10 protein-coding genes and 1 pseudogene are annotated in these 13,034 nt (G+C 34.7%); 10 read left to right on the top strand and 1 reads right to left on the bottom strand.

Going from position 1 to position 13,034, the window contains the following annotated elements; genetic code table 11:
• The first annotated feature begins 27 nt into the window (after window positions 1-27).
• The 9 genes and pseudogenes from C794_RS07090 to C794_RS07125 all read left to right on the top strand — a co-directional run bounded on the left by C794_RS07090 (window position 28) and on the right by C794_RS07125 (window position 9,383).
• On the top strand, window positions 28-444 hold the full coding sequence (locus C794_RS07090) for a hypothetical protein (protein WP_017796436.1): 417 nt from the start codon (window positions 28-30) through the stop codon (window positions 442-444).
• A gap of 21 nt (window positions 445-465) precedes the next feature.
• A complete protein-coding gene (gene sipW / locus C794_RS07095; protein ID WP_017796437.1) occupies window positions 466-1,023 on the top strand; it encodes a signal peptidase I SipW in 558 nt (185 codons plus the stop codon).
• A 19-nt stretch (window positions 1,024-1,042) separates the two neighbouring features.
• On the top strand, window positions 1,043-1,630 hold the full coding sequence (locus C794_RS07100; RefSeq protein WP_017796438.1) for a CalY family protein: 588 nt from the start codon (window positions 1,043-1,045) through the stop codon (window positions 1,628-1,630).
• A 289-nt stretch (window positions 1,631-1,919) separates the two neighbouring features.
• On the top strand, window positions 1,920-4,589 hold the full coding sequence (ggt, locus tag C794_RS21005; protein WP_017796439.1) for a gamma-glutamyltransferase: 2,670 nt from the start codon (window positions 1,920-1,922) through the stop codon (window positions 4,587-4,589).
• A 106-nt stretch (window positions 4,590-4,695) separates the two neighbouring features.
• Window positions 4,696-5,901, top strand: a pseudogene (locus tag C794_RS07110) (exo-beta-N-acetylmuramidase NamZ family protein); the annotation flags it as partial.
• Window positions 5,902-5,919: 18 nt separating this feature from the next.
• Complete coding sequence (locus C794_RS21365) at window positions 5,920-6,165, top strand: FIMAH domain-containing protein (RefSeq protein WP_397351693.1); 246 nt, start codon at window positions 5,920-5,922, stop codon at window positions 6,163-6,165.
• A 26-nt stretch (window positions 6,166-6,191) separates the two neighbouring features.
• Window positions 6,192-7,307 carry an endonuclease/exonuclease/phosphatase family protein gene (locus tag C794_RS07115; protein ID WP_230199339.1) on the top strand — a complete coding sequence of 372 codons (1,116 nt, stop codon included), beginning with the start codon at window positions 6,192-6,194 and terminating at the stop codon, window positions 7,305-7,307.
• 426 nt (window positions 7,308-7,733) lie between these two features.
• Window positions 7,734-8,834, top strand: a complete 1,101-nt coding sequence (ddlA, locus tag C794_RS07120; protein ID WP_017796442.1) for a D-alanine--D-alanine ligase — start codon at window positions 7,734-7,736, stop codon at window positions 8,832-8,834.
• Between the two features lie 93 nt (window positions 8,835-8,927).
• A complete protein-coding gene (locus C794_RS07125; protein WP_017796443.1) occupies window positions 8,928-9,383 on the top strand; it encodes a hypothetical protein in 456 nt (151 codons plus the stop codon).
• Window positions 9,384-9,825: 442 nt separating this feature from the next.
• Here C794_RS07125 and C794_RS07130 read toward each other — a convergent pair whose 3' ends face one another.
• Window positions 9,826-11,106 carry a helix-turn-helix domain-containing protein gene (locus C794_RS07130; RefSeq protein WP_017796444.1) on the bottom strand — a complete coding sequence of 427 codons (1,281 nt, stop codon included), beginning with the start codon at window positions 11,104-11,106 and terminating at the stop codon, window positions 9,826-9,828.
• Between the two features lie 245 nt (window positions 11,107-11,351).
• On the opposite strand from C794_RS07130, the gene C794_RS07135 reads away from it, so the two are divergent.
• Entirely contained in the window at window positions 11,352-13,007 is a 1,656-nt protein-coding gene (locus C794_RS07135) for an ABC1 kinase family protein (RefSeq protein WP_017796445.1), read from the top strand.
• Window positions 13,008-13,034 lie beyond the last annotated feature (27 nt).

Raw genomic sequence — 13,034 nt, forward strand, 5'->3', positions numbered from 1 at the left:
AATGCCAAGCAGTAAAGGAAGAAAAATATGTTGTTTCAATCATTAATAAAATTATCTATTCTCTTTTGCTTAGTACTCTTGACGCTATTACAAATTCATTCACCTACCTCTGCAGTATTTTCCGATTCCATGGAAATTCAAGGAAAAATTACTGTTGATAAAGAGGAAAGAGAAAAAGAAACTGAAGAAACTAAATCAATAGAAGAAAATAAAATAGAAAAAGATAAATTAAACAGTGAGAAAGACAATGAATCTAAAGAAAAAGAAGTTCAAGTAGAGGAAGATACAACACAAGATAAGCAATTACCTTCTGAGGAAGGGAATGGGAATCATCATGAAGAGGATGAGACTAGTTCGGACATGGATGAAGAGGAGAAAGAAACGAATAAAAAGGAATCTAGTGAAACAACGAATTCCGAAGATGAAATAGAGGAAGATTCATAGATTAGGGAGGGGGTGAATGCTATGCGTATATCTGGTATTTTTCGAAAAGTCGGTAAATTTATATTCACATGTAGTTGGGTAGTATTAATAGCCTTTTTAGCTTTAGCACTAGTATCAAAAGCAAATGGGAACGATGGAAGTATTTTGGGATATCAGGTGAAATCCGTACTATCTGGTTCAATGGAACCTGGTATCCAGACAGGGTCCATCATTGTTATTAATACGAAGACGAGCGCAACTGACTATCAACGTGGTGATATTGTTACATTTACTGGTGAAGAAGGGATGTTAATTACTCACCGAATTCAAGAGATTCAAAATAGTGGAACGCAATTTATTACAAAAGGGGATGCAAATAATGGTCCTGACGTGAGTCCTGTTCCAGTATCGAACATCGTCGGTGAATATAGCGGCATTACCATTCCTTATGTAGGATATGTGCTGCATTTTGCCACCACTGCACAAGGAGCAGCACTATTATTTATTCTTCCAGGAATATTATTAGTTAGTTATTCGATAATTACTATTCGAAATGCATTAAAAGAAGTAAAACAATTAGTAGAAGAGAAGACAGCTTAAAAAATGAGGAGGAAATTAAATGGATATTAAAAAGAAATTAGGAACAGGTATTGCTTCAGCGGTATTAGGATTAACGCTTATTGGAGGCGGAACTTATGCTTATTTTAGTGATTCTGTAACCACAAATAATACGTTTGCTGCAGGTACAATTGATTTAGGGATGGATCCTACAGAAATTATATCCGTTGATAATATTAAACCTGGTGATGTAATTACACGAGATTTCGAGTTGCAAAATAATGGAACACTTGATATTGAGAAAGTGTTATTAGATACAGACTATACTGTAGTTGATGCAAACGGTGATAATTCAGAGGACTTTGGTGATCATATTCGAGTGGAATTCCTTTACAATGCGGACAAGCTTGATGAAGTTATCTATGAAACTACTTTGGCAGAATTAAAAGAAATGACACCTGAAGCAGTCAATGAAAATGTATTTTATCCTTTACTAGGTGAACAAGGTCTTCCGGTAGATTCAATTGACGATTTAGTTGTTCAATTTCAATTTGTAGATAATGGTGAAGATCAAAATCAATTTCAAGGAGATTCACTAGAATTGTCTTGGACATTTACAGCCTTACAAACAGAAGGCGAAGATAAATAATAGTAGATAGAAGAGGTTGGGACATAAGTTATTTGGTCAAAAGACGAATGAAAATTAGCTAAGCGTAAGAAATATACGAAGACTTATTGAAAATCAAAAATCGATTTTCTGCGTGCGATGCTGTCGAGGTCTTCCTTGTCCTGTAAGAGGAAGGCTCACCAGCTGCCGCTGGATAAGCGGAGTAAATTTCTGAAGTGGTTTCTCAAAAACCAAATCATTCGTGTTATCTTTTGAGTGAATTTTTTGTCCCAATCTCTCATTTCTATGTAATGGAGGAAGGAGGAATGTAATGAATGATCGTGTGCGTAAAAAAATAAATATATTTTTCGTAATAGTTTTATTATGTGGCGTGATATTACCTTCAACTCAAGTTGCTGCAGACAATACTGGGTATGAACCTGAAAATCCAGGAATTAAAGATGAACAAACAGATGAAGGTAATCTAGGGATGGTAGTCACTGCTCATCCACTAGCTTCGGAAGTAGGGTCAGAAGTATTAAAAAAAGGCGGAAATGCTGTTGATGCAGCGGTTGCGACCCAACTAGCACTAAATGTGGTTGAACCAATGATGTCTGGCATTGGCGGTGGGGGGTTTCTCATGCATTATGATGCTGCATCAGAAGATATCTCTATCATAAATAGCAGAGAACGTGCGCCACAAGGAGCATCACCTGATATGTTTATTGATAGAAGTAATATTGTTACAGACCCAGGAAAATTCATGCTTGGAGCAATTGATTTAAACGGAGATAGTGGTGGTGCAAAGTTTCATGTTGATGATATTCAAGTGTTCGATTTACAGTCTTCACAAACGATTTTTGAAGAGGATTTTGAGGGAGGAGAAGGGTCTTGGGATGCCGATAAATTTAATATTTATGAGCGAGGAACTACATTCTCTGAATCTAGTGGACTTGGAAAAATATTATTTGGTCCGCCGTATGGTAATAATTCATCCTCTTTTGGACAAACCACTGCAATAATGGATGAAATAGAAGATAGTGAATTATCATTGAGATTTCGTACAGATGATCCTGGCGAAGACCGTCGTCTACGATTATGGTTACGGGCGGATGAATATCGTTCAACTGGTACAACATATGTTAAGAACGGTTACGGAATAGAAATAAACTCGAATACAAATGAAGTACGTGTATTGCAGTCAAAAGATTCTACCACTTCTACTTTAGGTAGTTTTTCTATAAGTGGAACTACTGATTGGCAGAATCTACGTTTTCAAGTGGAAGGCAATCAATTACGTGTAAAACATTGGGAAGATGATGCTTCTGAACCTAATAATTGGAATATCGAAACCTTTGCTGGTGAAGTGATTCCGTTTTCTGAACGAGTACAGAGTGGTTTATCTGTAGGTGTTCCAGGGACCTTAAAAGGGTTAGAAGATGCACTTGAGCAGAGGGGAACGATGGAATTAGATGAATTGATTGAACCTGCAATTGATTTAGCTGCAGATGGATTTCCAGTTAATTGGGCTCTGGCTGATGCGATTGAAAGTAATCAGGACAAATTATCGAAAACGGCTGCTAAAGATGTTTTCTTGCCAAATGGAACTCCGTTAGAAGAAGGAGATTTATTAGTTCAGGAAGACTTAGCAAAAAGTTTTCGATTAATTCAAGAGCAGGGAACAGAAGTATTCTATAATGGGGAAATTGGAGAAGCACTTGCCGAAGAAGTAGGTGACCGCGGCAGTAGTATGGAATTGTCAGATTTAAGTAATTACCAAACAACAGCAGAGTCTCCAGTTTGGGGAGATTATATGGGATATGACATAGCATCTATGCCACCACCAAGTTCTGGAGGAATTACGATGCTTCAGCTGCTTGAAATGTTTGAGCAATTGGATCTTACACAATTCGATATACGTTCTATGGAAAAATATCATTACATGACAGAGTCGATGCATTTAGCCTATGCGGATCGAGGTGCATATATGGGAGATCCAGAGTTTTTTGATGTCCCTTCGGAAGGACTATTGCATCCAGATTATGTAGCTGAAAGGATAGAGTTAATTTCTCCTGACCGAGCGAATGATCATGTAGAACCAGGAAATCCTTACGAATATCAAGGTGGAGAACCAAGCTCATTCATTGATCAACCAGATGATAAAGTTGATGGTCAAACGACGCATTTTACAATTGCTGATCGTTGGGGAAACCTTGTTTCTTATACAACAACAATTGAACAAGTTTTCGGATCTGGAATCATGGTACCGGAATATGGCATTATGTTGAACAATGAGTTGACGGATTTTGATGCTATTCCAGGTGGAGCCAATGAAGTACAACCAAATAAGCGACCACTTAGTAGTATGACACCGACAATTGTTTTAGATGAAGGAAGACCTTATATGACAGTAGGTTCTCCTGGTGGTGCTACTATTATTACCTCTGTAACACAAACTATTGTCAATACAATTGGGTATGAAATGAGTATAAAAGATGCTATTGAAGAACCTCGTATTTATAGTAACACTTATCCTTCCATTCGTTGGGAATATGGGATTGGAGAATCTATTCGAGAAAGAATTGAACAACTAGGGCATCGTTTTGAAACGAGCCCACGAGAAATCGGTAATGTTAATAGTATTGTGCTTGATCAAGAATCAGGCATGTATTTTGGTGCAGCGGATTCAACTCGAGAGGGAACAGCAATTGGATTATCTTTTGATGATTTTCCAGGGATGATTGAATTAATTGAATTAGTAGAAATGAATGTGGAGAATGGAGAAATTAGTTCTGATGCAGGACAAACGCTTCTTACCCATTTGTCAGCTGTTCAACATTTTAAAGAAACGAATCAAATGAATAAAGCTATAAAACACCTTGAGAATATGGAAGTACTTGTGAACCATTTTTATGATAATGGAAAGATTTCTGAAGATGTCTACCATCGTTTATTAAGAGAAACATACCTAATTTTGGATTTATGGGAAATAGATGCATAATGTATCTATTTCTCTAATCAAATTTAAATGAAAAGGGTGTAAGTCGATGAACAAAAGATGGGTGCTAGCAAGTATGTTAATTGTTGTATTAGGTGTAGCGATAACGATGACTTATTTACTGATGCCAACGACAGCAGATGAAACAACTCCCGATGAGCATGTGATTGAATTAGGAGTAGATACGTTATTAGAGAGTCATATGGACTTGATTGAAGGGAAAAGAGTTGGATTGATTACGAATCCAACTGGTGTAGATCAGGAATTAAATAGTATTGTTGACCGTCTCTTCGAAGATCCGAATGTAGAGTTAACAGCACTTTATGGCCCAGAACATGGGGTTCGTGGAGATGCACAGGCAGGGGAATATGTAGAATACTATATTGATGAACAAACAGGACTTCCTGTATATAGTCTTTATGGGGAGACTAGGAAACCCACTCCAGAAATGTTAGAAAATGTTGATGTATTAATTTTTGATATTCAGGATGTAGGGGCTCGTTTTTATACCTATATTTATACGATGGCCTATGCAATGGAGGCTGCAGCAGAGAATGAAAAGGAGTTTATCGTTCTTGATCGTCCAAACCCTTTAGGTGGTAATAAAGTTGAAGGTCCAGTGTTAGATCCAGATTATGCTTCTTTTGTTGGGAATTATCCTATTCCGTTGCGACATGGAATGACTGTTGGCGAATTAGCTTCATTTTTTAATGGGGAATTTGATATAAATGTAGATTTAACAGTAATAGAAATGGAAGGGTGGAAACGAGGAATGCACTATGAAGATACGGATTTAGAATTTGTACTACCTTCACCAAACATGCCAACCGAAGATACAGCTTTTGTCTATCCAGGAGCTGCATTAATTGAAGGGACAAATGTATCAGAAGGTAGAGGGACAACTAAACCGTTTGAATTCATTGGTGCACCTTTTGTGAACAGTACAGAATTTGCTGCTTCATTAAATGGGCTGGATCTTCCAGGAGTTACGTTTCGTGCTGCATCGTTTACACCGATGTTCTCCAAGCATAGTGGCAGTTTGAGTCATGGTATTCAGATTCATATTACAGATAAAGAGATGTATGACCCAATCTTAACAGGACTACATGTTGTACAAATGTTGCATGATACGTATCCAGATGATTTTGAATTTAGAGCAGAGAATAGTAATGGAATTTCTTTTTTTGATAATTTGATTGGAAATGGCTGGATTAGAGATGGAATTGAAAATGGCGTACCTGTCGAAGAATTAGCAAATCAATGGGAAGAAGACTTGTATGATTTCAAAGATGTACGTAGAGAGTATCTACTTTATACGATACAAGTAGAAGATATCCATAATTTAATTGAAACATATTCAGAGTCAGGAGATATTCAAGATGATGCAAAGAGAAAATTTGAAATGCATTTGACTGCAGTAGAACGCTTTGAGGAAAGAAAAGATGCTTCTAAAGTGGCAAAGCATATGGAAAGCTTCCAATTACTATTAGATCAACAATTACAAGCTGGTAAGATGTCTACTCTAGCATATGAAGATTTAAGTGCCGAAACAACAGACATGATTTATCAATGGAAATAAATCTAACGAGGTGAAGCACATTGAAAATGATTCGATGGTTAAGCACCGCTGTTATTGTAAGTTTGTTTGTAATTGTTAGTTTTCCAGTAGAAATTGTTTACTCCAGTTCAATCGAGAGAATAGATTTAAAGGTTGGTACTTTTAATGTAGCTGCCGGTAACGGTTTAGATGGTGAATATAATATCGAGAGATTAGCTGATACCATAAGTGATTTAGATGTGGATATAATTGGACTACAAGAAGTTGATGTTCATTGGGGATATAGAAGTAATTTTGATCATATGATGGAGGAGTTAGCGAGTAGATTAGATATGGAATACTTTTTTGCGCCAATCTATGATCTAGAACCAGTTAATGAAGGTGATCCTAATAGGCAGTTTGGTGTGGGAGTTCTAAGTAAATATCCAATAATAGAAGCAGAAAATAGAAATATCACAAGGTTATCTACACAAGTTCCCAATCCTACTCCAACAGCTGAACCTGGATTTTTACAAGCGAAAATTAATGTTGAAGGCGCTGAAGTAATGTTTTATGTAACCCATTTAGACTACCGGGCAGACCCAACTATACGTGAAATGCAAGTTGCCGATATGCAAGAAATTATGAGTGAAGGGAATTATAATATTCTTGTAGGGGACATGAATGCTAGGTCTAAAGCTACAGAGTTAAGTCCGTTATTTACAGATTTTGTAGATGTGTGGAATGAGAACGATACAGATGGAAATACCTTTCCGGCGGATAATCCAGATCGACGAATTGATTATATACTTGCCTCGAAACGTATGGAAGTAAAAGCTGCAGAAGTACAAAATGATGTGGAATCCTCTGATCACTTGCCAGTCATTGCAGAAATTGAAGTGGTCTCTGGGAATCATTCGACTTCTTTTGAAGGATTGGAATGGTTAATTGATTATTATGAAAGACAAGCAGCTTTTCATGATCAACGCATTCACTCAGCATTAACGGGACAAATAAATGTATTAAAGCATTATCATAAAACCAATAATGTAGATAAATTACTGCGACACCTTGAACGATTAGATAATACTATTCAACATTTAGGTGAAGAAGGAATAATAGAGGAGGAGGCGGTAGTAGAAATTAATGAGGATATAAATTATTTATACAGTATTGTAGATTAGTATATTAATAGAATGTTGAGGTTGAGATCACTAAGTAATTTAATTATAGGAAAACCATGCTGTTGATTATCATACAAAATATACTTAAATTCGTGCAGAAGGTGGCATTCCAAGTTTAGTAAAAGGATGTTTATCTTAAGCTTGTAAAAAGTAAAGTGTATTTTAGGTGATCTCCCAAAGTTTTCCGTTGATTAAATAAGTGTTTCTCAACCTCTTCATTTATGTACAAAGGGAAGCACGGTAAACTTATTTACATACACAACTTTACCTGGTTGGAAAAAATGGGCAATATGAAATTAAACAACACTAAATGGAGTAGTCTGTGATAAAATAACGATACAATGCAAGTAAAATTTGTACATTACATAGTATGAAATTAGAGAAATATGTATGAACTAATCGCTGGTTTTGTTAGGAGAGGATAACATGAAGAAAAAAGTTGGTATTGTATTTGGTGGTAAGTCAGCAGAGCATGAGGTTTCTTTGCAGTCTGCTAAAAATATTGTAGATGCAATTGACTCAGATAAATACGAGGTATACTTATTAGGAATTGATAAGCAAGGAAATTGGCATGTGAATGATCGATCGCATTACTTGATAAATGAAGAGGATCCTAAATTAATTTCATTAAACAAAACAAATGAAGGAATAGCCGTTATTCCTGGAGCAGAAAAAAATCAGATAGTTACTTCAAATTCAGATACTTCTGTAGATCAGTTAGATGTAATTTTCCCAATTGTCCATGGAACACTCGGGGAGGATGGAAGCTTACAAGGAATGCTGCGAATGGCAAACATTCCATTTGTCGGCTCTAGTGTATTGGGTTCTGCTATTAGTATGGATAAAGATATAGCTAAGCGCCTATTGAAAGACGCTGGATTAAAAGTAGCAAAAGGGTATGCTTATCGAAGTGTAGATAGGGAAAGTATTAATTATGAAAGTCTCAAAGAAGACTTAGGACTACCAATGTTTATTAAACCAGCAAACCAAGGTTCGTCAGTTGGTGTTCACAAAGTAGAAAACGAAGAACAATTTTATTATGCAATTAATGATGCTTTTCAATTTGATCACAAATTACTTGTTGAAGAAGCAATCCTAGGCAGGGAAATTGAGTGTGCTGTTTTAGGCAATGAAAAACCAGCAGCTTCTGTACCAGGTGAAATTTTACCAACTGGAGAATTTTACTCTTATGAAGCAAAATATATTGATGAAACTGGGGCAATACTTCAAATTCCTGCTAAACTAGAAGATCCGGTAGTAGAGAATATACAACATATTGCTTTACAAGCTTTTAAAGCATTGAATTGTGAAGGCTTGGCAAGAGTTGATGTATTTTTAACAAATGACAATGAAATTGTAATCAATGAAATAAATACACTTCCAGGTTTTACAAAAATAAGCATGTATCCAAAATTATGGGAAGAAAGTGGAGTTTCTTATCGAGAACTAATTGAGAAATTAATAGAACTTGCTATAGAGAGAAATCAACGTGATCAAAAATTAAAGAGTTCTAGAAATGATGGGTAGGGACTAATTACTTAGTCCCTTTCTAATGCTAGATTAGTTAATAGATTTGCTTTAAGATGGTTACTAAGGTTTAAAGAATTGAGGTAGTATATAATGAATGAAAAAATAAGCATGAAAGAAAAAGTAATTAAATATGTTGTGATGAATTTACCATCCTTTTTTTTACATTTCTTAATTTTAATTATAGCTTCTTTTACGATGGATCTCAGCTTTGAGACTAGTCAAGCTGCGCAGACATTAGTTATATTAATGGTGCTCTATGTTTTAGGTGGGGTTGTACTAAAAGTACAGCCAACGATGCTGCATAATCTTTTGTCTGTTTCACTTATACTTATCTATAATATAGTTTTATACTTAGGTCCTATCTTGATTACTTCCTTAGAGCAATCAGCTTGGAATGTATGGTTGATCATGAACAGTATACCTTTTATCTATTTAGCATTTTTACATGAACAACTAATTTTAGTTGCCATAATTATTCCTTCTACATTCTTAATGATAGGATTATCTTTGAAAACTATTTTTGTACGTAAAAGAAAGAAAAATTAATAGAACATAAGATTAAGATAAAATAGCATTGCAGTATATAAAATAGGATGATTATCGGGAGTGGGGTATTAGACTTTACAAAAAATGCTTTTTCTAGTGGAATTTTCCACTAGTGCTCCTTCCGTAAGTGCTTGTCAATTTCTCCTATTTTAATTACTCAATGCTATTATTTTATTTCAAAAGAGGTTGGGATATAGTAAAAAGTTTTGCTCAAAAGACGGATGGAGATAGAATAAGCGTAAGAAATATACAGTACTCCTATGAGAGGAAGACTAAAGAGCAGACTCTGATGCATAAGCTTCCGGAGGCTCACCAGCCGCATTAGGATAAGCGGAGTATATTTCTGAAGCGGGTTTTCAAAACCTTTTTATCTGGATTTATCTTTTTGGGTAAATAATTTTGTCCCATCCTCTTTAAAATCGTAATTTCTTTATAGCGTCTTTTAGATTGGTAAGTAGTTATGCGTCTTTAAGGACATTTGATAATAATAAGCAGCTAACTGAAATTGTTGATGATAGTAATAAGCATCTGCTAACTGACGTAGATATAGTTGTAATTCAAAATGTAACGATCTTTCCTCAAAATATGGGATAATATCTTTTTTTATAAAAGATTCAAGTGCATAGGGATTCGTTTCGTTAATCCGATGCTCTAACATTTTAATATCAAGTGTTTGTTTATTAATTTTATTCCCGTAAAATTCTTGTGCGGATATTATTACTTGTTCTAGCCACTTTGTAACTTCATCAGAGCTATTTTGAATATAATAGACTTTAATAAGTTTGAGTATGAGGCCTATTTTTTGTTCCATATTACTATGGATACAAAGTTCATAGCTTTTTAACAAGTAGTCTATACCTGCTTGGAAATGTTGTTGATCAATTTCTATGGAACCATAGCTTTCATTGCATTTAGCGAGCAGAGTGGGACAATTTATCTTACTAGCAATGTCCTCTGCAATTTCGGTACATTTCCATGCTTGAGTATAGTCATGTATTTGTCGAAAGTAATTGGAAAATAACAAATGAGATTCTGAACACTCCTCTAATAAATAACGACTCCGAAAGAGTTCTAATGCTTTTTTATTATAGTGGAAAATTTTGTGTAAATCTTTTGAAGCAAAAGCTGCTTTAGCCAATCGATAATATAAATCTGTGTGCTCCTTTTGTTCGTGAAGAACGAATTTATCCATATGTTTTTCTGCTTTCAAAAATAATTGTAATGCACGAGAATGGTATTCTTGCAGATCCCAAAAAATTCCTGAGTATTTATACCAATAATATAATTCCATTTCATTAAATTTTTTGGATTGCATATTTAGATGTTGATACTGTTGCATTGCTTTATCTAAGTCATGTAATAACAAGAAGTACCTGAATTTGTGTAATTCAATGGGAATATCAATGGTAGAATTAGTGATTTCTAAAATTTGCTTAATACTATTTTCATACATATTAGTTGCACTATCTACGTCTTCTCGAAGTAAATAATCAATCCAATTTTCGATTAACTTATCATGCTCATCCTTACTTTGGTTCATTAACTCCACAGGTATGTCTAATCGTTGACTGAGGAGTTCAACTATGTCCCTTGGAGGTATTTGATTGCCGTTTTCAATCTTGGACAAATACGATACGGAAATCAGTCCATCTGCAAGTTCTGCTTGGGTCATATTGGCTTGTAATCGATAATGTTTTATAATCTGCCCAATTCTATTATCCAAATTTTAACACCTCCTTTTTTATTATATAAGGGATGCCATTGAAATACTAACATAGAGTTTAATTAATTGACGTAAAAAATATAAAAATACTTAATTTTTACTTAAAAATTAAGTATTTTTATTAAATTATCGATATAATAGAGAAAAGATTTTTGTTATGAAATGGTAATAATAGGGTATAGAATAAGAATGAATAAATTGTTAGCAAGGGAGGGATTGATATTTTTAAAAAAAGAATACGTCATATGCAAAGATATAGAGAAATTGTTGTTGCCTTTTCTAGAAATGGATTTGGGTATTTTGTAAGAGAGTTAGGATTGCATAAGATTACCTCCCTACCAAAGCGTTTATTTGAACAAGGAGATAAAGAAGTACATAATAAAACAACTGGTGAAAGAATACGGTTATTCTTAGAGGAATTAGGTCCTACATTTATAAAGCTTGGACAAATTGCAAGTACAAGACAAGATTTAATCCCAAAAAATATTATTGAAGAACTAGAAAAACTACAGGATCAAGTTGCGCCGTTCTCTTTTTCTGATGTGCAAGAAATAATAGGTAGAGAATTACAAGAACCTATAAACGCCGTGTTCAAATCTTTTGATGAACATCCAATTGCTGCAGCTTCTATTGGGCAAGTCCATTATGGGGTACTTCAATCAGGACAAGAAGTCGCTGTTAAAATACAACGCCCAAATTTAGAAGAAAAAGTACATACTGATTTGGAAATATTAATGAGTATAGCAAAATTAGCAGAGTCTAGGCTTGAATGGGCGAAAAAATATCAATTAAGTGCAATTATAAAAGAATTTTCCAATTCGTTAATTGCTGAGTTAGACTATACATTAGAAGGGCGAAATGCACATCGGATTGCACAACAATTTAAGAAACATGAGGATGTAGTTGTACCTGATGTTTATTGGAACCTTACAACTGAAAAAGTTCTCACTATGGAATATATCAAAGGAATTAAACTAGATGAGAATAAGAAGCTTGTTCGTGAAGGCTACAACCCACAATTAATTGCAGAAAAATTAATTCAAAAGCAATTTCAGCAAATCCTTATCGACGGATTCTTTCATGCGGATCCGCATCCTGGTAATGTAATGATTCTCCCCAACCATAAAATTCTTTTCATGGATTTCGGTATGGTTGGGAGATTAACATCGTCAATGAAAGATCATTTATCGTCGCTCATTGTAGCTATAATGAGACAAAACACAAAATCAATAATTAAAGCTATTTATCGAATGGGAATTGTATCAGAGAATGTTGATGCCGACTATATGTATGCAGATATTGATGATTTAAGAGACAAATATTACGATATCCCATTCAGTCAAGTAAGTATTGGAGAAGCAATTAATGATTTATTCCGTGTAGCAACCACACATGGAATAAGGATTCCAACTGACTTATCTTTAGTAGGTAAATCACTATTAACACTTGAAGGGACAGTCGAAAGACTAGATCCTGATATTAGTATTGTGAAAATCGCAGAACCATTTGGAAAAAGATTATTAAAAGAAAAATATCAACCCAAAAAAGTAGCTGATGAGGTATACCAACAAGCGGAAGATTATAAAGATTTAATAATGGATTTTCCGGATCATATTAATCATTTGTATAAAGTCATCCGCAGAGGAAAATTACCATTAGAAATATCCGTTTCGCGAGTGGAAGCATTTTTAAGAAAACTCGATCGGATAAGTAATCGACTTTCGTTTAGCATTGTATTGCTTGCATTCAGTATTATTATGGTAGGGTTAATTATTGGATCAGCTTTAGCAGGAGAATCTTCTTATCTGTGGAGCTTACCTGTAATTGAGATAGGATTTGTCGTGGCAATAGGGATGTTCCTATGGTTACTTTATTCTATCTTTCGTTCGGGAAGATTCTAAAAACATTAGTAATAAAAAATCGCAGTA

The sequence above is a fragment of the Oceanobacillus kimchii X50 genome, assembly GCF_000340475.1.
GTDB lineage: Bacteria > Bacillota > Bacilli > Bacillales > Amphibacillaceae > Oceanobacillus > Oceanobacillus kimchii.